General features: G+C 71.6%; 14 protein-coding genes. 9 read left to right on the top strand and 5 right to left on the bottom strand.

Annotation, left to right across the window (positions count from 1 at the left end):
• Nucleotides 1–18: 18 nt before the first annotated feature.
• Both G406_RS0115150 and G406_RS0115145 read right to left on the bottom strand, forming a co-directional pair.
• Nucleotides 19–717 carry a FadR/GntR family transcriptional regulator gene (locus tag G406_RS0115150; protein WP_028934511.1) on the bottom strand — a complete coding sequence of 233 codons (699 nt, stop codon included), beginning with the start codon at nt 715–717 and terminating at the stop codon, nt 19–21.
• Between the two features lie 145 nt (nt 718–862).
• The gene (locus G406_RS0115145) at nt 863–1,555 is read right to left on the bottom strand and encodes a 7-cyano-7-deazaguanine synthase (RefSeq protein ID WP_281172435.1); all 693 of its coding nucleotides are present in this window, start codon (nt 1,553–1,555) and stop codon (nt 863–865) included.
• Between the two features lie 112 nt (nt 1,556–1,667).
• Here G406_RS0115145 and G406_RS47025 point away from each other — a divergent pair, with 112 nt between their 5' ends.
• Nucleotides 1,668–2,426: a FadR/GntR family transcriptional regulator gene (locus G406_RS47025; protein ID WP_169736700.1), complete on the top strand. Its 759-nt coding sequence runs from the start codon at nt 1,668–1,670 to the stop codon at nt 2,424–2,426.
• Here the strand turns inward: G406_RS47025 and G406_RS55660 are convergent.
• The gene (locus tag G406_RS55660) at nt 2,327–2,890 is read right to left on the bottom strand and encodes a PPC domain-containing DNA-binding protein (RefSeq protein WP_028934509.1); all 564 of its coding nucleotides are present in this window, start codon (nt 2,888–2,890) and stop codon (nt 2,327–2,329) included. The two genes, G406_RS47025 and G406_RS55660, sit on opposite strands and share 100 nt — an antisense overlap.
• Here G406_RS55660 and G406_RS57795 point away from each other — a divergent pair.
• Nucleotides 2,889–3,065 carry a hypothetical protein gene (locus G406_RS57795; protein ID WP_169736699.1) on the top strand — a complete coding sequence of 59 codons (177 nt, stop codon included), beginning with the start codon at nt 2,889–2,891 and terminating at the stop codon, nt 3,063–3,065. The genes G406_RS55660 and G406_RS57795 overlap by 2 nt on opposite strands.
• A gap of 215 nt (nt 3,066–3,280) precedes the next feature.
• Here the strand turns inward: G406_RS57795 and G406_RS0115125 are convergent, their stop codons facing one another.
• Nucleotides 3,281–4,750 (bottom strand): SigE family RNA polymerase sigma factor, encoded by a 1,470-nt coding sequence (locus G406_RS0115125; protein ID WP_156934889.1) that lies wholly within the window; start codon nt 4,748–4,750, stop codon nt 3,281–3,283.
• Between the two features lie 308 nt (nt 4,751–5,058).
• Complete coding sequence (locus tag G406_RS47020) at nt 5,059–6,378, bottom strand: MFS transporter (protein ID WP_169736698.1); 1,320 nt, start codon at nt 6,376–6,378, stop codon at nt 5,059–5,061.
• Nucleotides 6,379–6,631: 253 nt separating this feature from the next.
• Between G406_RS47020 and G406_RS47015 the strand changes: the two genes are divergently transcribed.
• The 7 genes from G406_RS47015 to G406_RS0115090 all read left to right on the top strand — a co-directional run bounded on the left by G406_RS47015 (nt 6,632) and on the right by G406_RS0115090 (nt 22,426).
• A complete protein-coding gene (locus G406_RS47015) occupies nt 6,632–7,423 on the top strand; it encodes a phytanoyl-CoA dioxygenase family protein (protein WP_169736697.1) in 792 nt (263 codons plus the stop codon).
• 85 nt (nt 7,424–7,508) lie between these two features.
• Entirely contained in the window at nt 7,509–8,342 is an 834-nt protein-coding gene (locus G406_RS54030; protein ID WP_028934507.1) for a class I SAM-dependent methyltransferase, read from the top strand.
• Nucleotides 8,339–10,057 (top strand): AprA-related methyltransferase, encoded by a 1,719-nt coding sequence (locus tag G406_RS0115105; protein ID WP_028934506.1) that lies wholly within the window; start codon nt 8,339–8,341, stop codon nt 10,055–10,057. The genes G406_RS54030 and G406_RS0115105 overlap by 4 nt, the downstream gene beginning before the upstream one ends.
• A gap of 7 nt (nt 10,058–10,064) precedes the next feature.
• Nucleotides 10,065–12,641, top strand: coding sequence for a non-ribosomal peptide synthetase (locus G406_RS0115100; protein ID WP_028934505.1), 2,577 nt, complete (start codon nt 10,065–10,067; stop codon nt 12,639–12,641).
• Nucleotides 12,638–13,966, top strand: coding sequence for a beta-ketoacyl synthase N-terminal-like domain-containing protein (locus G406_RS54025; protein ID WP_051342132.1), 1,329 nt, complete (start codon nt 12,638–12,640; stop codon nt 13,964–13,966). Before G406_RS0115100 ends, G406_RS54025 begins: the two co-directional genes overlap by 4 nt.
• Nucleotides 13,963–18,183: a MupA/Atu3671 family FMN-dependent luciferase-like monooxygenase gene (locus G406_RS54020; RefSeq protein ID WP_169736696.1), complete on the top strand. Its 4,221-nt coding sequence runs from the start codon at nt 13,963–13,965 to the stop codon at nt 18,181–18,183. The genes G406_RS54025 and G406_RS54020 overlap by 4 nt, the downstream gene beginning before the upstream one ends.
• A complete protein-coding gene (locus tag G406_RS0115090) occupies nt 18,176–22,426 on the top strand; it encodes a non-ribosomal peptide synthetase (RefSeq protein WP_028934504.1) in 4,251 nt (1,416 codons plus the stop codon). The genes G406_RS54020 and G406_RS0115090 overlap by 8 nt, the downstream gene beginning before the upstream one ends.
• Nucleotides 22,427–22,531: the final 105 nt, after the last annotated feature.

Below are 22,531 nucleotides of genomic sequence, written 5' to 3'. Positions count from 1 at the left end.
CCCGGACCCATCCGAGGGTCACCGGTCCAGCTCCGGTTCCTCGGCGCGCAGCTGCCGCATCGTCTGCTCCAGGTTGGCCACCGTGGCCGCGATCGCGGCGGCCTCGTCGCGCTGCTCGAGAGCGGTGACGAGGTCGTCGTGCGCTTGATCGGTGTCGAGCAGCGGACCGTCATGGGCGATCCGGTCGATCAAGGTCGCCTGGATGATCGGGCGTGCGTAGGCGAAGAGCTCGGCCAGCACGGAGTTGCCCGAGAGCGCCACGATGGCCTGGTGGAAGTCCAGGTCGGTCGCGACGAAGCTCGCGGGGTCGTCGGCATTGGCCGCACGCTCGGCGAGCTGCGCGCGCAGCTCGGTCAGGTCCTCCGGTCGGGCCCGCTGTGCGGCCAGCCGGGAGGCTTCGACCTCCAGCGACCGCCGGACCTCGTAGATCTCCAGCAGCCGGGCCCGGCGCAGGAGCTGGGCCACGGTTGCGGACGGCGCGCCGGGCTCGGCAACGAAGGTGCCGGAACCGTGGTGCACGGCGAGCAGACCTTCCCGGTGCAGCAGCCGGACCGCCTCGCGCACCGAGGAACGGCCAACGCCAATCTCGGCCGCCAGTGCACTTTCGCTTGGCAACTTCTCGCCCGGTGCCCAGCCGCCGGTCCGCAGGCGCTCTCTGAGCAACGCCTCGACCTGCGGGACGACTGGCCCGCGTTCGAGCTTCCGCCATGTCGGCACGCATGTCCTCCCCGCCGCGGGCAGAGTGACCGCAAGTCGTCTGAGGTCTGAGGTCTGCCTCGCGCAGCGTATCGGAAGACCCGATCGATCGGTACTACCATTTGGCGTACTGCTCAGTCCGGCGTTACTCGCCGGCCGCCCCCGGTCACCGGCGCGGCAGCGCCGGATCCGGTGCGCCCGCCGCGGCGAAGGCCGCGGCACGGGCGGTGCAGTCGCGGCAGGTCAGGCAGGGCGACGGCCCCTCGGTCCGGCAGCTCCAGGTAGCGGCGAAGTCGACCCCGAGTTCGAGCCCGGCGCGGATCACGTCCATGGCCGACCAGTCGCGGAACGGCAGCTCGAAGGAGAACGGCTCATCCGGGGTGACGGTGCCGACCGTGCAGCGCACAACCTCCTGCAGCGCGATCATCGAGTCTGCCAACGCGGGCTTGGTCGCCAGGTCGTCGCCGTGCAGTCCGACGAGCAGCGACCGGCCGCCCGCGAGCACGACCCGAACCGCGGTGATCAGCAGGCTCGTGTTGAAGCTGGTCATCGCCGCCAGGTTGACGAGTTCGGGCTGCTCTCGCAGAGTGTGCAGTTCCACATCGAACGGGTAGGGGTCGGCGGTCGGGCGGAATACGGCGCCGAGGTCGACGACCTCCAGCCCGATCCCCAGACCGTCGGTGATCGCACGCGCGCAGCGCAGCTCCTGTGCGCTGTTTCGTTCCCGCGCGCTGATGAACAACCCGCGCTGGTGGTAGCCCTCCCGGGCAGCCCACGCCGCGAGCGTTGCGGAGTCGGCGCCGCCGGAGATCAGCGTCCCGACCGGGCCCCGCACCACGTCTCGCATCGCTCTCCGCACGGATGAGGGCAACGGACGGGTCCGCCGACGGTCGCGGGGCGGCCACACTACCCGCGCGTATGGTAACACCACTGCGGCCCGGAGCGTCGCGGCCAGCTGAGGGGTGGAGACCGTGGTTCCGGACGATCAGGAGTTGCAGTCCCCCTACGGCTCCGACCCGATCGTCGAGCAACTCGCCGAGGTCATACGCGAGGCCGGGCCCGGCGGCAGATTGCCGAGCGAGCGGCAGCTCGCTCTCATGCTCGGCGTCAGCCGCACCGCCCTGCGCGACCGGTTGCAGCAGGTAGAGGCGCTCGGGGTGCTGCGGCGCACCGTCGGAGCCGGCACCTACGCCCAGGACATAGACCCGGCCGGGCTGGCGGTCGGGCTCAGCGTGGCCGTCACGACCTCACAGTTGACGCTGCGCTCGCTGCACAGCGTCAGGATCGCACTCGAGCGCCAGGCCGCCATCGAGGCCGCCCGGCTCGCCGATCCCGTCTTGCTGGGCTATCTGGCGCGCGCCGCGCAGCGCATCGACGAGGCAGACGAAGGTGAGGACCTCATCCGTGCCGACGCCGAGTTCCACGAGGCACTACTGCGGGCCGCGCACAACACGGCGATCAATTTCTTCGCGGTAGCGCTCAGCGGGCCGCTGCGCACGTCAGTCGTGCGGCGGCAGGAGCAACTCAGCACGATCATCGGCTGGCGTGACTTCATGACCATGGTCCATCGCGACATTCACCTGGCCGTCGCCTCGGGCGACGTGGTGGCGGCGGCACGGAGCGTGGATGATCACTTCGCCGCCTTCGAGGCGGCCACCGACGGGGTGTTGACGCCCGGGGCCGCCGGAGGCAGCAGCACGAGGTCGAGCTCTCGGCCGGTCAGCGAGTAGGCGGGTACCGGGTCCAGTACGGGCAGCCCAGGATGACGCGGATCGGTACTGATCGTGCGCCGCCAGCCCACGTCGGACGGGCAGAGCAAGCCGATCTCGATCGTGACCAGCACCGTGGCGGAGTGAACGTGCCCGGCGACGACTCGTCCGTCGGCGGCGGCGAATACACCATGCAGATGGATCTGCGGCTCGTCGTCGTCGGTGCGGCCCAGGTGGCCCTGTAGCGAGGCGATCTCGATCAGTCCGCGCTCGGTCCGTGCGGGTGAGTAGGTGGGTCGGCCGGCCTGGTCGGTCTCCGCGTAGGAGTAGCGAAGCTCCGACAGACTCCCGATGGCGGAGGCCAGCACCGCCGAAGGCCAGCCGGACCGCGTCATGAGATCGGTCAGCGAGCTGTGGAGGTGTTCGCCCGGATGGAGCCGGACGAGGGTGACCGCTGTGCCCGAGCGGCTCTGCTCTGCGTGCATGGAATCCAGTGATCTTTCGTTTGCTCGAGCTGTCGCACTCGGGGTGACCGGCTCGGGACTCGCACGCATCGCCGATCGTGTCTCCGACGCGCGTGACGGGCAGTGGATCGTGCGGGTGATCGAATGGGGACTTCATCGAATCAACCACGGCGGCGGCCGTCGCGCAACGGAATGATCGCGGCCCTGGTCTCTGCCGCCGCGGTCGTCGGGTCCGCTGTGCCAGCCTGCCGGCAAGCGGTCGGTGACAATTCGGGTGACACCGCGCACCGGACGTCCACGGCGCTTGATGTGCACATGGCGCGGCGTGAACGTGCGGTGCGCGGTGTCGAGCCGAAGGTGCGCGTTCCGGCTCCACCGTCACGACGGCCGCGGCTTCAGCGGAGGACACGCTCACCAGGCCGGATCGCCTGTGTGGGTCGGTTCCGCACGATCAAGGTCCTGTGGTGCTTGGCTCGGCTGATCAACGGATCGGTGCTCTGAGCCACTCGGCACGGTGCGCGACCCGGAGGCCCACTCGTGGTCGTTGACGCCGTTCGGTGTCGACCACGGAGCCTGGTAGGGATCGGAGCGATGGTACGGGTCTGCGGGCTGGTCCAGGTCAGCCACGGGTCCGGGCGGGCTAGTAGGGGCCGGTTCGGGTGCCACTGCCTGCTCGGTGCTCGACGGCTGGACGCTGGTGAACCGGGATTGCGGGTAGTCATCGGGCGCTGACGGGTAATGCCGACGCTCCGGTTCGCGGGGGTAGCCGTAGGTCGAATCGCGCGACACATCCGCATGCCGCTGTTCCTCGATGACACGGGACCGACGCCAGTCGTCCGGCTCCGGATGATCGCTTGGGGAATCGTGGTCGTTGGGGTGGTTCGATTCCGAGTGCGCCCGGTCGGAATGGCTGTGGGTCGGCGTCGAGGGTTTGCGCGCTGGGGTCCGCTCGGTTCCGGCAGTTGGTCGCTCACCGCTGGAGGGCGCCCTGGACCGAGCAGGGGCCTGGGCGACCGGCGCCTGGGTCGCTGCGGGAACGGCCGAATTCGGGGCAGCGGGAACGGGTGCGGACGGGACTACCGCGGGGGGTGCTGGAAGGGCCGTCCGAGAAGTGGGGATGGTGGCGCTCAGCCTGGGCGGAGCGCTCGGGGCGTAGCTCGACGCGCCCAGCTGGGTGGTGACGCCGATCCCAATGGTGACTACCGCGAGCACCCCGGCAACCACTCCGATCGTGGCATTCGTCGACCACCGTCGGTGGGACACCGTCGGGATCGGCTCGGTTCCCGGGGTAGGTCTCAGCTGGTACGCCAGGTGGCTCAGCTGTCGATGGGCCCAATCGTTGATCTCGGTGGTTGCCCAAGGCTCGGAGCTGACCTCGCCCCGTTCCGCGCTGTCGTAGTTGAGCCGGTGCCCCAGTGCTGCTGTGCCATAGGCCAACCGGCTCAGGACCGTGGCGTGGTTGATGTGCTCTTCGAGCGCCAGCTGATCCACGGACAACCGCCCGAGGTGGATGAAGATGAGCGCGCGCCGCTGAACATCCGGCAAGCTCAGCAAGGCGTCGAGCACTGCGATGTCGGACCCCGGCTGGGCTGGTGACGATGTACTGGTGCGTCTTCCGGCGAGGTTGCGGATCAAGCTCAGCCGGGCTTGCCGACGAATGGTGGCGTTGGCCCGCTGCCGTACCCAGCTGGCCGGGTTGGCCAGCTCGCCGACCTCGTTCCAGCGCCGTGCAGCGTGACGCAACGCCAGGTAGGCGGCACGGTGCGCCTCCTCGCGATTACCGAGGACGGCGTGCAGCTGGATGGCGAGTGGCGGATAAGTGGCACGGAAGAAGTTTTCGTAGGCGCGTTGCGAAGCCAGCAGCCGCTGGTCGGCGCTCATCGGGTCGATCTGCGGTCGCTGTTCCGGCGGCACGGGGGGCCTGTCGGCATATGTCTGGTGAAGCATCGCGACGACCCTTCTCCGTACGTCAGCAACAATGCACGCGACGTGGATTTAGCATTTCATTAGCATTCGCCTCAGTGCACCTCGCAGTCCGCTGAGATTACTCTAATCAGCGCGCTGGTCACGGTCCGGGCAATATGAATAGCATCCACTGTTGCGAACGAATATATTTGATTCGATGTGCAGACAATGAGTCAAGGGGGCTGATTGTGACAAGTGGGGATGATGGTCGACGAGTCGTCGAGCTACCGGAGGTCGTCGGGTCCGCTGTGGCGGCCTGCCAGCAGTACGGCTGAGGCGGCGACTGTGATCAGGCACGCGCCTACTCCGTAACCGGCCACGCCGGTCGTGCCGAGGGTGGCGAACAGGGCGGTGGTGACGAAGGGCGCGGGTCCGGATGCGATCAGACCGGCTGTGTTGATCACGACGGAACCACCGCTGTAACGCCACGCCGGTGCGAACGCGAGTCCGAAGATCGCGCCCTGGTTGGCGAACATCATCGAGTACGTCGTGAGGCTGACCAGTATGAGCAACACGGTGCCGAGCTCATTGCCCGCGTTGAAGACCGGGAAGTAGCAGAGGCACACGAGCGCGGCCGCCACCGCGCCCGCCACGGCCACCCGCAGGTGGCCGAGGAGGTCACCGAGCATTCCGAACAGTGGTGTCGCGAGGCCGAGGACGGCCGCGCCGATCGCCACCGAGAGCAACAGGAAGCTCTGGTCGTACCCCACGGTCGGGCCGTACGCGAGGATGAACACCGTGAACAGGTAATAGACGACCATGTCGCCGCACTTGAGCAGCGTGCACAGAACGACCGTCGCGGGCTGGTGCCGGACCAGGTCCAGCAGCGGCCACCGGGATGTCGTCCCGGCCTGGACCATCCCGGTGAACGTGGCGGTCTCCTCCACCCGCAGCCGCAACCACATGCCCAGGGTGATCAGCGCGGCGCTGAGCAGGAACGCGATCCGCCAGCCCCAGGCGAAGAAGTCCATGTCTGGCAGCAGGCGCAGCACCAGCAGGACGAGGGTGGCGGCGCTCATTCCGAGTAGGTTCGCGGCCTGCGGGAAACCGGTCCGATAGCCGACCTCTCGGCGCGAGCCCGACTCCATCGCCAGCAGCGCGGCGCCGGTCCACTCGCCGCCGAGTGCCAGCCCTTGACACACGCGCAGCGCCACCAGCGCCACCGGCGCGGCGGCGCCGATCTGGTCGTGGCCGGGCACGAGCCCGATGCCGGCGGTGCCGACCCCCATGAGCAGGAGCGTCGTGAGCAGCGCGCGCTTGCGCCCGTGACGGTCGCCGATATGGCCGAAGAACAGTCCACCCACCGGCCGCGCCACGAAGGCGACGAAGTAGGTGGCGAACGACAGCAGCACACCTGAGGTCGTGCTCTGGCCAGGGAAGAAGACCGAGGGCAGGACGACGGTCGCCATCAGCGCGTACAGGATGAAGTCGTAGGACTCGATGACGTTGCCGACGGTGCTGGCGAACACCGCACGGTTGAGTCGCCGGGGCGGGGGACCGGTCGAGACGGCTGCCGGTATCCCGTGCGCTGTGGGGTCGGCCATGGTGTCCTCTTTTGACGAGAGTGGTAGTACCAATAGCGGAAAGCTTGTCCGGCTGACTCGGAGATGGCAAGCGGCGGGCGCGCGGCGACGTCGCGGAGAGTCGACCGGACAGCAGCGTTCGCGCCAGGAAAATGCCTGGTCAGTGACCAGATTTGGATATGTTCGGACGGTTGACGCTCCCAGGGGACCGCTGCTACCGTTCAACGGTAGGACCATTACCTTATTTGGTAGTATCAATGTGGTAGGGGACACCGTGCCGGACTCTGTCAGGGTCGATCAGGCTGGAATCGATCAAGCCTTGGTCGACCGGTACGTCATCGAGGGCTATGTCGTCATCGATCCGGTGATCGGCACCGAGGAGATCGACACCCTGCGCCGCGCGGCCGTCGATGCCGCCGGCGCCCGGCCGGAAGCCACCCTGTGCAACACCGGGGACGGCTCGCTCCGCATCGTCTACGGCGTGCACGACCGTGCGCCGGTGTATGCCCGCTTGACCAGGATGCCGAGGATCCTCGCGCTGGCGCGGCGACTACTGGGCGGTGACGTTTACGTACACCAGACCAAGGTCACCCTGAACACGCCGATGGCAGGCGAGGGCTGGCCCTGGCACCAGGACTACGCCTTCTGGAGCAGACGCGATCACCTGCCACGCCCGGATGTGCTCAGCGCCGCGGTCCTGCTCGACGACATGCTGGCCGTGAACGGGCCACTGCTGATGGTTCCCGGTAGCCACCGCGCGCCGGTTCCGCTCACTGACGATGGGGTGCTCGGCGCCGAGCAGATCGCTGAGCTCTGCCACAGCAACGGCATCGTCGCCACCACGGCGCCCGCGGGTTCGGTCGTCTTCTTCGCGGGCACTGTCGTCCACGGCTCGTCGCCGAACGTGACGCCGTTTCCCCGGCGCGTCCTCTACATCACCTATAACCGCGTCGACAACCTGCCCGAGCCCGGTGGCGACGAACCGCCGGACTACGTCTGCAGCCGCGACACCGCCGCACTCGCCCCGCTGCACGCCGACGAGCCGCTGCTCGCGGGCGCGGCCTGACCGCGGCTCGCTCTCGGCGAGCGTGCCCCATCCGCGAAACCCGATCCGGCCGACAGCACCCGGCAACCAGAGGAGCCACGCCACCGTGTCCACATCGACCACCCCGTCGGCGACGTCCCAGGAACTGGCCAACGACTTCGGCGACGGAGTCGCCATCGGCGAGCAGCACTACCGTGCCTGGGTCGGCCCGCCGGAGTACTACGACCGGATCGGCGCGCTGCAGTTCCGCATGCTCACCCAGCTCGGCATGCGTGAGACCCACCGGCTCGCCGATGTCGGGTGCGGCTCGCTGCGCGGCGGCCGACTGTCGATCATGTACCTGCGGCCGGGGAACTACTACGGCGTCGAGCCCACCTCGTGGGCGCTGCACGATGGGATCGCCGCCCACCTCGGCACGGAGTTCGTGGGAATGAAGCGGCCCACCTTCCTCGAGGACGCGGACTACTCACTGGAGAAGTTCGGCGTCCAGTTCGACTTCGTCAACGTGCACTCGGTCTTCACCCACGCCCCTGGCAACCACATCCGCCGCTGCCTGCAGCAGGCCAGGGCGTGCATGCACGAAAAGTCGATCTTCGCCGCGACCTACCTGGAGAGCGACACCGACCATGTGGGCGAGGAGTTCGTCTACCCGTGGGTGACGCAGTTCCGCCGGGACAGCATCGAGAAATGGGTCACCGACGCCGGTCTGCGGTGCATTCACCTCGACCTCGGTCACCCCTTCGACCAGCGCTGGTTCCTCGCCGTCGACCCGGCCAACGACATCGATGCGGCCGCACTGCTCGCGGGTGAGGTCTACAGCTACGAGACCTACCTGCAGGACGAGATGGAGGCCTTCGGCGGCAGCAGGCGCAGCTACGCCGACTATCTGCGCGAAGACCTGGCCCGGCAGTCGGCAGGAAAGCGGAACCTGCCCCGATGATCCGCTCGACCACCCGCGCGTGGCGGGCGGGCGACGCGCTCGGCACCCGGTACCTGAACGGGTTCGTGCTCGTCCCCACCCTCCAGGTGCTGGGGTCTCGCGGCGTGCTCGACACGATGCGGGACGGACCGGTGGACCTGGCGGGGCTGCTGCGGGCCGCCGGAGTGGACGGGGCCGCCGGCGGGCTGCTCGGCGCGCTGCGCACGCTCGCACTGCGCGGGTGGGTCCGGTTGACCACGACCGGCGCACCCCACGAGGTCACGGCCACGCTGACCGCCCCTGGCCAAGACATCCTGCTGGCCTGGCGGGCAGCCGAGCCCGCGGTGGCGCCGGCGCTGGGACTCCTCACCGCGACCGTACCCGCGTTGGCGGATCCCTCAGCCCCGATCGGTCCCGAGCTCGACGACCTGCTCACCTCGGTCACCGACGCCATCGGCCGACGGTGGGGCATCCGGCCAGGCACCGGGCCGTCGGGTTGGGCAGACCACCTCGACGGCGTCGTCGCCTGCCCGGTGCTCGTGCGCGTGGCCCGCCGAGCCGCCGAGGGCCTGCCGCCCGATCCCGAGCTCGTACCGGTGCTGCGTGCGCTGGGCCACCTCGACGAGGCAGGCGAACCGACCCCCGTCGGCGTGGAGCAGCGTGAGCTCGCCGCGAACCTCGGCGTCGTCGTCTCCTACGTGGCGACGATCGCCGACCTGGACCGGGTCGTGTTCGGTGGCGGCTCGCGCAGCAGCCGGGACGACGACAATGTGCTGCGCGAGGTCAATATCTGGGGCAGCTCACAGAACACCGCGCTCACCGCGCTACGCACCGAGCTGCTGCGCGGAGTCTTGCTGCCCGTCTTCGACGACCCCGATCTGGCAGCGCAGCCGAGGGGGATCGCCGACATCGGCTGCGGGTCCGGCGAACCGCTGTCCTCGGCTGTCGAGCTCGTCGTCCGCGAGACGCTGCGCGGCCGTCACCTGGGCACCCACCCATTGCACGCGGTCGGTGCGGACATCTCACCCGCGGCGTGTGCCAGGGCCAGGGCCACGCTCGACGAGCGGGCCGCGCATCCGGGTGTGGTGACCACGGTCCTTCAGGCCGACGTCGTGGACCCCGACCGGTTCGCCGCTGACCTGCGCACGGCCGCGGACGTCGAGCTCGGCGACCTCATTCACACGCAGATGTTCCTGCTGCACGACCGCGAGCTCGCCGATGCCGATCCCGTCGCCGCGGTGGCCGGGTTGGAACGAGCCCGTCTCCGCTGCCACCCAGACCTGTTGCACGACATGCTGGCCCGCTTCGGCGACGACGCCTCGCGGGTGGCGCTGCCCGACCGGTTCACCACCGCGCACGCCGTGCAGGGGCGGACGATCCCCGCGGTCGTCGGCGCGGCCGACCTCGTCGGGCTCGTCCAGCGGTGGGCGCCCTACCTGGGACACGGGCTGGTGCTCGTCGAGGCACACGCCCCCGTGCCGGACGCGAGCGCGACGGGAGCCGCGCGCGGCGATGTCGATCCCGCACCCGCGGTGTGGGGCGTGCATGCCGCATCCGAGCAGTTCCTGATGCCCTACCTGGAGCACGAGCTCGCGATGGTGCTCGCCGGACTGGCCCCCACCTACAGCGTCACCACCGGGACCCAAGGGGTGAGCGCCGCGCACTGGATCCTCGCCGATCGCGTCTACACCGAACCCGGACTCCCGCACTTCGACCTGGCGTCGTCTTCGAGGTGATCGCCCCGTGACCAGCATCCTGATCAGGCATCCCGGTGCCGGCCCGGCAGCCGGCGTCACCGACCCGGCCTGGGTGAACGACCGCGACTACCCGACGCTCGCCGCGTTCTGGCGCGGCGTCGCCGACGCTGACACCGGTGCCCTGCGCGGGCTGTTCGGCGAGTCGGGCACCGCGACCCGGCGGCCGTCGCAGCGGTCCGTCACGGTGACCGCCGCCGCGCGTACCCGTCTCACCGGGGACGAGCCGATCCTTGAACGGCTGCTGGCCGGGGTGCTGCTGGGCTGGGTGCTGCGGGTCTGGACCGGTGTGCACGCCGACATCGTGCGGGTGCACGTCTGTGCGGGCGAGTGCGCCGCACCGGTCCCGGTCGATGTCTACTCGGGTCCAGCGACTCCGGACGACGCCCCCTCCGTCCGAGCAGTCCTGCTCGACGCCCACCGTACGTTCGGCGAACGCCGCACCCGCATGCGTGGCTGCCCACCGGGGATCGCCGCGCCCGCCGTGCTCGTGAGCTGCGCGGACTGCCCGCCATCAGGCCCGGACACCGCCGTCGAGCTGTGCGTGCCGGTACCCGGCAGGCTGGTTGTCCGGGTGTCTTCCTCGGGAGTCGCCGGCAGCGCCCCCGAGTTCCTGACCGGGCTCGTCGACGTCGTTGCCGCCGCGGTGCTGCGTGCCGTGTGCGACCCGGGGACCGCCGTGGCGACTGTCGTCGCGGGTGCGGTCCGTGACGCCGGGCTGGCGTTGTCGGTGCTGCACGGTGAGCACACCGAACCCGGTGCCGACCTGCTCGAGCTGTGGGAACGCCAGGTCGCGCACCGGCCGAGGGCCGTCGCGGTCATCGATGGGCCGCGGTGGCTGACCTACGAGCAGCTGGACGCGCGCTCCGACGCCGTGGCCACCATGCTGGAACAGCTCGGGCCGCGCACCAGGGGTCCGGTGGCGGTGACCCACGACCGCGGCCTGGCCGCCGTGGTGGCGGTGCTCGCCGCGATGAAGGCGGGCCGGGTGTGGGTGCCGGTCCCACCCGACCTGCCGCACGCCCGGCGCGCCGAGATGATCCGGGCCACGAGCGCGGTCGCTGTGCTCGGACCCGACGACGGTCTCGGGCTGCCCGCCGTCCCGACCGATTCAGTCGACGCCGATTCGGTCGGTGCCGACCGGGCACGCAGGCGAGGGCGGCCCGCCGGGCCGGACGCGGACCTGTGCATCCTGTTCACCTCGGGTAGCACCGGCGCCCCCTCGGGGATCCGCGTCTCGCACGGCTCGGTACTGAACCGGCTGCGGTGGATGTGGGAGCGCCACCCGTGGTCGGCGTCGGGCCGCGGCGTCTGGCTGAAGTCCCTCGGGCTCGTCGGCTCGCTGTGGGAGGTGTTCGGCGGTCTGCTCACCGGGCATCCGACGGTGATCGCATCGATGGCCGACCTCGTCGACCCGGCACGGTTGTGGGACCTTCTCGACCGGCACCGGGTCACCCGGTTGCTCACCTCTCCTCCCGTGCTGCAGCTGCTGCTGGGACATGCCCAGCGCCCCGGTGTCGCGGTGGGACGGTCCCTGTCGCTGGTGACCTCCAGCGCCGAGCCACTGACCACCACCCTGGCCCGCGCCTGGCTGCGCCGCTTCCCCGACCATCGGCTCCTCAACCTGTACGGGCTGACCGAATGTGCGTCCAACGTGGCCGTCGCGGACGCCGCCGAGCAGCTCGACGGTGCCGCCCAGGTGTCGATCGGGCGCCCGATCGACAACTGCCTTCTCGCCGTCGTCGACGCGGCCGGTGTATCGCTGCCGCACGGGATCGTGGGTGAGCTGGCCGTCGGGGGCCGCTGTGTCGGGGCGCCGCTGGAGGCAGGAGGCACGGCTCGGTTCGGCACCGACGGGTCCGGCGCGCCGCTCGTCCGCACCGGTGACCTCGCCCGGCTGGGCCCCGACGGGCGGATCGAGCTGCTCGGGCGCCGCGACAACCAGGTGAAGCTGCGCGGCCACCGGATTGCGCTCGAGGAGGTCGAGGCCGCCGTCGTTCGGGCGGGCGGGGCCGCCGAGGTCGTGTGCGGCCTGGTCGGGGACGGGTCCGACGCCGCACTCGTCTGTTGGTACACCGGCGCAGGCGACGCACACTCCGCCCTGCTGGAGCACTGCCGCACCGTGCTGCCCTCGGTGATGGTGCCGTCGCGGTTCGTCGCGGTGGATGCGATTCCCCGGCTGCCCGGCGGCAAGATCGACCGGGCCGCGCTGCACACCCTCGACACCGGCCGGCGCGGGCGGTCCGGACGATCCGACCCTGCCGAAGGACCGTTGGCCAGGGCGCTCGACGACGTCGAGGAGCTGGTCGGGCACCCGGTCTCACCCGGTGACCGGCTCGCCGGACTCGACCTGCACTCGCTGCGGATGGTCGAACTGCATGAGCGGCTGCGCCGGTGGGCACCGGTCGAATTCGACGTGGTGGACCTGTTCCGCTGCGCGACCGTCTCCGACGTCGCCCTGCTGACCGTCGGCACCGCTGAGCAGGTGGCCGGACGCGGTGTCGAGCGGGCCGGGCGCTACCGCGCCGCGCTCGCCAGAGGCCGGCGCGGAAGGACCGGACGGTGACGACCTCCTCGGCCGTATCGACCAGCACACCTGACCCCGACGAGACCGCCGTCGCGGTCATTGGAATGGCGCTGCGCGTACCGGGGGCCGATGACGTTGGGCAGTACTGGGAGAACGTGTGCGGCGGCGTCGAGTCGATCAGCCGATTCACCCCGGATGAGCTGCGCGCCGAGGGAGTGCCCCAGGAGCTGCTCGACGATCCCGATTACGTACCCGCCAAGGGCGTCCTCGACGGTGCGGACCGCTTCGACGCCGGCTTCTTCGGCTACTCGCCCTACGAGGCCCGCTCGATCGATCCGCAACAGCGCGTCTTCCTGGAAGCCTGCTGGACCGCGTTCGAAGATGCCGGCTATTGCCCGGACGACGTCGCCGTTCCGGTCGGGGTTTTCGCCGGAGCTCGACTGAGCCAGTACGCGTTCAACCTCTACTCCCATACCCGCCTGCACACCGAGCTGGACGAACTTCCGTTGCTGCTCGGCAACGACAAGGACTATCTGACCAGCCGCGTGTCCTGGCAGCTGGGTCTCACCGGGCCCAGCGTCTCGGTGGCGACCGCGTGCTCGACGTCGCTGGTCGCTGTGGTCACCGCGGTGCAGAACCTGCTGATGTTCCAGTGCGACATGGCACTCGCGGGCGGCGTCCGGGTAGGGCTGCCGCTGCGCGCGGGCTACCGATACACGCCCGACAGCATCTGTTCGCCGGATGGGCATTGCCGCACTTTCGCCGCCGACGCCGCGGGCACGGTCTTCGGTGACGGGGTCGGCGCTGTCCTGCTCAAGCGGCTCGGCGATGCCCTCGCCGACGGCGACCACGTCGACGCCGTCATCCGAGGCTGTGCGGTGAACAATGACGGCGCCGCCAAACCCAGCTGGACCGGCCCTGCCATGGACGCCCAGGCGGAGGTCATCGATCTGGCGCTCGTCTCGGCCGACGTCGACCCGGCCAGCATCGGCTATCTCGAGGCACACGGCACCGGCACGCTGCTCGGTGACCCCATCGAGCTCGCCGCCAGTACGCGCGCGTACGGGTTGCCACCCGGCGAGCGCACGGTGATCGGCTCCGTGAAGCCCAACATCGGCCACCTGAGCGCGGCCGCGGGGGTTGCGAGCCTGGTCAAGGCGGTAGTCGCGGTCCGCGAGGGGGTTGTCCCGCCGAGCATCAACCTGGGTGACCCGAACCCGGCGCTACGGCTGGCGGAGACGCCGTTCGCGCTGACCACCGAACCAGGGGAATGGCGGACCGCACCCGGCCCGCGCCGGGCGGGGGTCAGCTCGTTCGGGATGGGTGGCACGAACTGCCATGTCGTCATCGAGGAGGCACCGTGACTTCCCCTGTGGTGACTCCCACGACCCTGCTGCTGTCCGCCGCGACCGCCGACGCACTCGACGAGGTCCGTGCCGCACTGGCCGACCACCTGGAACGCCATCCGGACCTGGATCTCGGCGACGTCGCGGGCACGCTGCGCCGCGGCAGGCGCCGCCATGTGCACCGCCTCGCCGTGCCCGCCACATCGGTGGCAGACGCAGTGACCCGGCTGCGTGCAGCCCGGGTCGACCCCGGCCGCATCGCCGGGCCGGGCAGAGGCGTCGCGCTGCTGCTGCCCGGGCAGGGCGTGCAGCGCGCAGGCGCGTACCGCCATCTCTACGCGCAGGAACCCGCGTTCGCCCGCGCCGTCGACGCCTGCGCCGAGAGCTTCGCCGCGCACCTCGACACCGACGTGCGCGAGCTGCTGTTCGACACCGCGGCCGCCGACCGAACGGAGAGGCTGAGTCGCACCGAGTACACCCAGCCTGCCGTGTTCACCTTGGGGACGGCGTTGGCCGCGCTGCTGCACGACCGGGGCGTGGAGCCCGTGGCCCTGTTGGGGCACAGCATCGGCGAGCTGACCGCCGCGCACCTGGCGGGGGTGTTCGACCTGCCGACCGCGTGCCGGGTCGTCGCAGAGCGTGGCCGCCTCGTACAAGGCATGGAACCCGGTGTGATGGCACAGGTCCCGCTGGCCGAGGCAACCGTGCGCGAGCTGCTCGAGGATGTCGCGGGAGTCGAGATCTGCGCGGTCAACGCGCCGCTGCTCACCGTCGTGGGCGGCCGGCGGGCCGCCGTACTGGCCTGGCTGGGCACGGTGGACGAAGCCGAGGCCCCACTGCTCGCTGTCTCCCACGCGTTCCACACGGCGACGATGGATCCGGCGGCGCTGGCGTTCGCCGACGTCGTCGTGGCCGCGGCACCGCGCCCGCCGCGGTACGCCGTCGTGTCGAACGTGACCGGTCGCCTGCTCACCGATGCCGAGGCAACCGACCCTGGCTACTGGGCCCGCCAGCTGCGCTCCACGGTGCGGTTCGCCGACGGACTCGCCACCTTGGGCGCGCTCACCGACCCGAGCGTCGGATTGCTCATCGACGCGGGATCGCGCGGATTCGCCGCTCGGGTCGCGGCCAGCACGATCCGAGACCAGCCCATCGTCCAGATAGCAAGTGCCGCCGAACCCAGCGGACAGGCCGCGGCATTCGCCGCGACACTGGGCACGCTGTGGGAGTACGGCGCTGCCGTCGATCCTCCCGTGGGTCCCCGGGCGGCGCGGCAGCCGCGCAGGCTGCGGCTGCCGACCTATCCGTTCGCCCGCGACCGGCACTGGATCGACCCCGCCGGGTCTGCCGCTGTGCCTGCCGCCGAGGTGACGGAGAGCGCCGCGCCTCGGCTCGACCCGGACCGCTGGTTTTGGGCTCCGTCCTGGTCGGCCGTCGACGCCACGGGCGACCCGCCGCCGACCGGGCCGTGGGTGGTGCTCGCCCCGGACACCGCGCTGGGCCGCACCCTCGTCGCGGCGCTGCGCGAGCACTACACCGACGTCCGAGTCGCCTGGTCGGGTGCCGAACTAGAGCTGGGCGCCCGGGAGTGTCGCGCCGACCCCGGCGAGCGCGACCATCACGAGCAGGTGCTCCGCAGTCTCGGTGCGGGCGTGACCCCGGCCGGTGTGGTGTACGCGTGGGGACTCGACGGGCCCGGTTTCCACGACACCCTGCGGTTCGCGCAGGCGTGCGGGGCCGTGCTGGCCGACGGGCCCGCCGTGCGCGTGCATGTGCTGACCCGGGGCGCGATCGCGGCCACCCCCGGCGACGATGTCGTCGCCGAGCGAGCGATGGCGCTCGGGGTGGCGCGGGTGCTGCCGCTGGAGGTCGCCACCCTCGACACGCAGGTGGTGGACCTCGACCCGGCAGGCGACGCCGGGTCCGGCCTGGCCGCGACGTTCGCGCTGGCGGAGGCGACGGTCGCGCTGCGCGGCGGCGTGCCGCACATCCAGCGGTTCGACCCGGTGCCGGTGCCCGACGGCCCCGCACCCGTCAGGGCCGGTGCCACCTACCTGGTGACCGGTGGGCTCGGTGGCGTCGGCACGGCCGTCGCGCGCTGGCTCGGCTCCCACGGCGCGCGCGTCCTGTTGATCGGGCGCCGCGCCGCCGAGGACGTCGCCGACGCCCTCACCGCGCTCACCTCGGCGGGTGTCGACGCGACGTACGCACAGGCCGACGTGACCTCGTCGGCCGACCTCGCCCGCGCTGTGGCGCAACCGGTGCACGGGGTGTTCCACTGCGCCGGGTTGGCGGGGGAGGCCCTGATCGCCACCCTGCAGCCCTCGCTCGCCGATCGGGTGCTGGCACCGAAGGTCGCCGGGACCCGCGCACTGGACGCCGCGGTCGTCACCGAGGACACCGATTTCGTCGTGCTGTGCTCCTCGCACAACGCGATACTGGGCCGGTTCGGCCAGGCCGACTACTGCGCCGCCAACGCGTTCCTCGACGCCGTCACCGCGGAGCGCCGCCCGGGCCGAACCCGCTGGATCAGTGCCGACCTGGACGTCTGGAGCGGTGCGGGCATGGCGGTCGACACTACGCTCCCGGACGCGCTGCGCATCTGGCGGGAGACGACGTTCGGGCACGCGCTGCGCCCCGAGGACGCCGCCACGGTGTTCACCGGAGTGCTCGCCGCCGGACCGGCGCAGGTGGTGGTGTCGACGCGGGACTTCGGCGAGGTCGCGGTCGGACACACCGCCGACGAGCAGGACCGGTTGCGGCACGCGCTCGCCCACGTCCGGCAGAGCAAGCCCGTCCGCGCCGTCGTGCGCTCCGGGAGAGGGCCGGGCGATGGCCTCGCCGTGCGGGTGGCCGACGTGTGGCGAGACCTGCTCGGGATCGATGACATCGCCCCCGACGAGAGCTTCCTCGACCTCGGCGGGCACTCGCTCGTCGCGACGATGATGCTGGCTCGGCTGCGGTCGGACCTGGGGGTGCGGTTGCCGTTACGCGACTTCATGGCCCGGCCCACCATCGCCGCGATCGTCGAGCGGGTCGAAGGGGCGGCAGACGAGCCCGTCGACGACCCGTTCGCGAGGTTGGCACCGGTGTCCCGAGGGACAGCTGCGGTACCGCCGCCCGCCACGGTCGCGGTCACCCCGGCGCTCGCCACCGCCGTCCGGGAGCCTCGGCTGAGCCTGATGTTCTTCTCCGCCGTCGCCCCGGCCGACCCGGCCGCCGACCCGTACGCGCTGCTGATCGACGGGGCCCGGTTCGCCGACCGGGCGGGGCTGCACGCGGTCTGGTTGCCCGAACGACACTTTCAGGCCTTCGGCGGCCTCTTCCCGAATCCGGCGGTGCTCGCGGCCGTACTGGCCAGGGAGACCACGACCGTCCGGCTGCGCGCGGGCAGCGTGATCTCCCCGCTGCACGCCGCGACCCGCATCGCGGAGGAGTGGGCGGTCGTCGACCGGCTCAGCGGCGGGCGGGTGGACCTGTCCTTCGGATCCGGCTGGCACATCGACGACTTCGTGCTCGCCCCCAGGTCCTACGCCGACCGCAAGCCACGGATGTGGGCCGACATCGACACCGTCCGCGCGCTGTGGCGTGGCGAGCAGATCACCCTGCCCAACGGCGCGGGCGTCGACGTGGCGGTGCACACCTATCCCGCGCCGATGCAGCCCGACCTGCAGGTATGGGTGACGGGAGAGTCCGAGGGCACCTTCGAGGATGCGGGCAGGCGCGGGTTGCACATCCTCACCGCGACCATGCACCAGACCCGGGAACAGCTCGTCGAGCACATCGGCGCCTACCGGGCGGCGCGGGCCGGGGCCGGGCACGATCCCACCACCGGCACGGTCACGCTCATGCAGCACACCTACGTCGACCCGGCTTTCGACGCCCGTCATGCCAGGGTGCGCGACAGCTACACCGACTACATCCGCGCGAACGTGGCCCTGCAGACGGCCGGGGTGCGCGGATTCGGCGCGGCGCGGGCCGATGTCTCCGAGGAGGACGTGCGGATACTCGCCGACCGCAACCTCGACCGGCTGATCGGCGGCGGCGGGTTGATCGGCACCCCGGACGACTGTGCCCGTACCGTCGCCGAGCTGGTCGACGCAGGGGTGGACGAGATCGCGGCGTTGGTCGACTTCCTGCCCGACGCCGAGTTGGTGCTCGGCGCGCTGACACACCTGCCCGAGATGTGGTCAGCGGCACGTGCGCTGACCGGGGTGGGGGCGACTCGTGGCTGAGCCCGCGCCAGATCGCCAGGCCGTCCGGTTCCCCGTCTCGTTCCCGCAACAGCGGCTGTACTTCCTCGACGCGCTCGACCCTGGCACACCCGCCTACAACGTCCCCATGACGGCGGTGACGATCAGCGGTCCGCTCGACGTCGCGGCGCTGGAGAGGGCGTTCGCCGACCTCGTCGCTCGCCACGAGGTCCTGCGGACCACTTTCGCCGATGACGACGCGGGCGTCCACCAGCTCATCGCCGCGCACGGCCGGATTCCGCTCGACCGGCGGGACACCGGCGCAGACCCTGACCCGTTCGGACGGGCGCGAGTGTTCGTGCAGCAGCTGCTCGACGGCCCGATGTCGGTGCACGACGGCCCGCTGGCACGGGCGCTGCTGGTGACGACGGCCCCGGACTCGGCCGTGCTCGCCGTGGTCATGCACCACCTGGTGTGCGACGGCTGGTCCACGTCGGTGTTCCGGGGGGAACTCTCGACCGCCTACGCGGCGCGGGTGGCCGGGCGGGCACCGGAGTTCGCGCCGCTACCACTGCAGTACGCCGACTTCGCCCACTGGCAGCGGCAGGAGGCTCGCTCGCCCTCGGTCGCAAGCGAGCTGCGCTGGTGGACCGATCGTCTGGCCGGCTTCCCGATGCAGGTCCGGCTCGCCGCGGCTCGCCCCCGGGACCCCGACGCCGGGCGCGGCGGCGACCGGATCGTGCGCAGGCTCCGGCCGAGGGCCGCCGACCGCATACAGGCCTTCGCCCGGCGCCAGGCCACGACGCCCTACTCGGTACTGCTCACCGCGTACGTGCTCGTGCTGGCGTGGTTCACCGGGCATGACCGCCTCTGCATCGGTACGCCGGTCGCCAACCGGGGCGATCCGCAGCTGGAGGGGATCATCGGCTACTTCGCGAACACCGTCGTCGTGCCCGTCGACCCGGCGGGTGCGACGGGTGCCGAGGTGCTCGCGGCCGTCGCCGACCAGTCCGGCCTCGCGATGGCGCACTCCGATGTTGCCTTCGAGCAGCTCGTCGAGGCGCTCGCGCCGCCCCGCGACCAGCACACCAACCCGGTGTTCCAGTACCTGTTCGCGCTGCACAACTTCCCCACCGCGCCGTTGCGGCTCAACGGCGCGACCGTCACCGAGCTGGCCGTCACCCGCGCCACAGCCCGGTTCGAGCTGGCGCTCGACGTCACCGCCACCCCGGACGGGATGCGCTGCGTGTGGGAGTACGACACCGCGGTGCTCGACCGGGTGCTCGTCGAGGCGGTGGCCGAGGCGTTCGAGCGGGTCCTCGTCGCGGTGCAGCGTCCCGGCAGCACGCGCGCGCAGCTGCGCGCCGCCGCGGTGCACGCGCGGGCACCGGTGCCGGGCCCGCCGGTCGTCGACGAGACCGAGCTGGCCACCGCCCTGCGTGCCGCGGCGCGGGATCGTCCCGAGCAGACCGCGGTCGTCTCAGGACCGGACACCGCGACCTACGCCGAGTTGATCGATAGAGCGGACCGGTGGGCGGTGTGGTTCGCGGCGGCGCAGCGAGGGCCTGTCGCGATCTGTCTGCCCCGCGGTGTCGACGCCGTCGTGGCGATGGTGGCCAGCCAGCTCGCGGGCCGCACCTACCTGCCGCTCGAACCGAGGCACCCGGCGGCGCGGCGCGTCGAGTTGCTCCGCCGTTCCGGTGCCGCGATCGTCGTGACGACCGCGGATCTGGTGGGGGAGATCGTGGCCGAGCTGGACCTAGCCGTTCGCACGCCGCGCGACCTCGACACCGACCCGGCACCTCGACCGGCGCCCGATCCGGATCCCCAGGTCGCGGCCTACCTGATGTTCACTTCCGGCTCCACCGGTAGCCCGAAGGGCGTCGTCGTCGGCCAGCGGGGAGTCCGCAACCTCGTCGCGGCCTGCCGTCAGCGGTTGCGCTGGGCCGAGGGCGCCGTGTTCACCTGCGTGCACTCGTTCGCCTTCGACCTGTCGGTGTGGGAGATCTACGCGCCGCTGCTCAGCGGCGGGACGCTGGTGGTGGCCACCGAGCGCGAGCAGGGTTCCGTCGCCGCGTTGGACACGCTGCTGCGCAGCCACCGGGTCGACGTGTTCAGTACGACCCCGACGCTGCTCGCCGAGCTGGCCGCGGTGTGGGCCCGTGTGGGCCCGCCCCCGCCGCTCACAGTGGTCGCGGGCGGCGAGGCGCTGTCGTCGGCGACGGCGCGCGCGAGTGTCGCGCACGGCGTCGCGCTGTGGAACTTCTACGGCCCGACCGAGGCGACCGTGTGGAGTACCGTCGGGCCGGTCGATCCAGCCGGGCTGCGTCATCCGACGGTGCCGCTGGGCACCGCGCTGGCAGGGACGGCGGTGGCCGTGCTCGGCGACGACCTCGAGCCACTGGGTCCGGGGGTGGCCGGAGAACTCGCGATCGCCGGCGTCGGGCTCGCCAGCGGTTACCACGACGCCCCGAAGCTGACCGAGGCCGCGTTCGTCGAGCGCGATGGCGTGCGCTGGTACCGCACCGGAGACGTCGTGATCGACGACCCGGTGGCCGGCCTGCGCTTCCTCGGCAGGCGGGACGGGCAGGTCAAGGTGCGCGGGTATCGCATCGAGCTGGCAGAGGTGGAGGCCGCGCTGACCGCGTTGCCCGAGATCGCGGCCGCGGCCGCGGCGGCGGCCGCCGGGCCCTCGGTGCTGCTCGCCGATGTCGTCGCGGCGTCGGGACACGACCCGCTGTCGGCGCCGGAGCTGCTCGCCCGACTGGGCGGGCGCACACCCGCACACCTGGTGCCCGACCGGATCCGCTGGGTCGACGCGCTGCCGCGTACCCCGAACGGCAAGATCGACCGGGCGGCGGTCACCGCCGCCACCGGATCGGAGCCGAGCGGCGGCGGTGACCGCCGCGCGCCGAGGGACGCGACCGAGGCCGCGGTCGTCGCGATCTGGCGCGAGGTCCTCGACCGTCCCGACGTCGGCCCGGACGACGACTTCTTCGCCCTCGGCGGCCATTCGTTGCTGACCATGCGGATGCTCGACCGGCTCAACGGCCGGTTCGGCCTTGACGTGGCGCTGAGTGAAGTGTTCGGCACGCCGACCCCCGCGGCGACGGCTTTCGCCGTGCGCCGTCGGATCATCGACGGCACCTCCGCCGCCGTCGATCTGCCAGCGGAGATCCCCGCGGTCCCCACCGGCCCCTACCAGCGGGTCCGCCAGGGGAGTGATTCGTGGCTGCTCACCGGCGTCACCGGGTTCCTCGGCGCGCACGTCCTCGCCGAGCTGCTGGCCCTCGGCGTGCAGCGGATCCGCTGCCTCGTCCGTGCCCGGGATGCCGGCCTGGCCCGGCAGCGGGTGCTCGACACCCTGCGTCGCTACCGGCTGGACGGCCTTGACCTGGCCGAGGACCAACGGGTCGAGATCGTGGTCGGCGATCTCGCGGACCCGGACCTCGGCCTGGGTGTAGCGGGGCTGCGTGACCTCGGTGCCGACCTCGACGTCGTCGTGCACGCGGGGGCGTGGGTGAACCTCGCCTACCCCTACGGCGTCCTACGTCAGGTCAATGTCGGGGCGACGGCGCGGCTGCTCGACGTCGTCGCGGCCTCGGGTGCCCGCTTCACGCACATCTCGACACTGTCGGTGTTCGGCGGGCGCGGGGAGCCTGAGCACCTCGTGGTCGGCTCCGAACCGGCCGCGTCGGGCTACGCCAGGTCCAAGTGGGTGGCCGACCGCCTCGTCGCCGACGCGGTCGCGGCAGGCCTCCCGGCCGCCATCGTGCGCACCGGCAGGCTGTTCGCCGGAGCCGAGGGCACCCCGAACGAGGACGACCTGCTGGTGCGCGTTCTGCGCCTGTGCCGTGAGGTCGGCAGCGCCCCCGAGCTCGACATCGAGGTGCGCCTGCTGCCCGTTGACCAGGCCGCCAGGGCTGTGACGGCGCTGGCCGCCTCGCCGTCGGCCGTCGGTTCGGCCTACCACCTCGTCGGCTCGCAGCCGCGGCACTGGGCCGATCTGGTCGAGGCGCTGGCCGGGGTCCCCCTGACAGCGGCCACGACCTGGTTCGAGGCCGTCCGGGCCGTGTCCCAGCAGGGCGGGGCACCCGCCGCTGCCGGGTTGCTGGAGGTGCTGGAGACCATCGAGGGCTGGGTCTCCGACCCGGCTCCGGGCACGGAACGGGCCGACCGAGCGCTGGCCGGGATGCCGCGCGGTGACCCGGCCGCGGTGGCCGCCGCCCTGTCGGCGCTCGCCGCGCGGACAGGGCAGGTGGCCGCGGAGGAAGGGGCGAGATAAGCTTGGTGAGAATTGGTACCACCACTGACCCTGTGGAGCGATCCCGCAGCGGGACACCTGGTGGCGGTGCCGAGCTGCGTGCCGTGGCCCCACCCGGGAGCGGTG

It is taken from the genome of Actinospineispora spinosispora DSM 44797 (assembly GCF_000429025.1).
GTDB classification, from domain to species: domain Bacteria; phylum Actinomycetota; class Actinomycetes; order Mycobacteriales; family Pseudonocardiaceae; genus Pseudonocardia; species Pseudonocardia spinosispora.
The sequence above is the reverse complement of the archived record's forward strand: the minus strand, read 5'-3'. Positions and strand labels throughout refer to the sequence as shown.

Bases quoted from the DNA above. Each gene is read 5' to 3' on its own strand.
- G406_RS0115125 (WP_156934889.1), bottom strand. From the start codon at position 4,750: ATGAGCGCCGACCAGCGGCTGCTGGCTTCGCAACGCGCCTACGAAAAC.
- G406_RS55660 (WP_028934509.1), bottom strand. From the start codon at position 2,890: ATGCACGCAGAGCAGAGCCGCTCGGGCACAGCGGTCACCCTCGTCCGG.
- G406_RS0115105 (WP_028934506.1), top strand. From the start codon at position 8,339: ATGATCCGCTCGACCACCCGCGCGTGGCGGGCGGGCGACGCGCTCGGC.
- G406_RS57795 (WP_169736699.1), top strand. From the start codon at position 2,889: ATGGAATCCAGTGATCTTTCGTTTGCTCGAGCTGTCGCACTCGGGGTG.
- G406_RS47020 (WP_169736698.1), bottom strand. From the start codon at position 6,378: ATGGCCGACCCCACAGCGCACGGGATACCGGCAGCCGTCTCGACCGGT.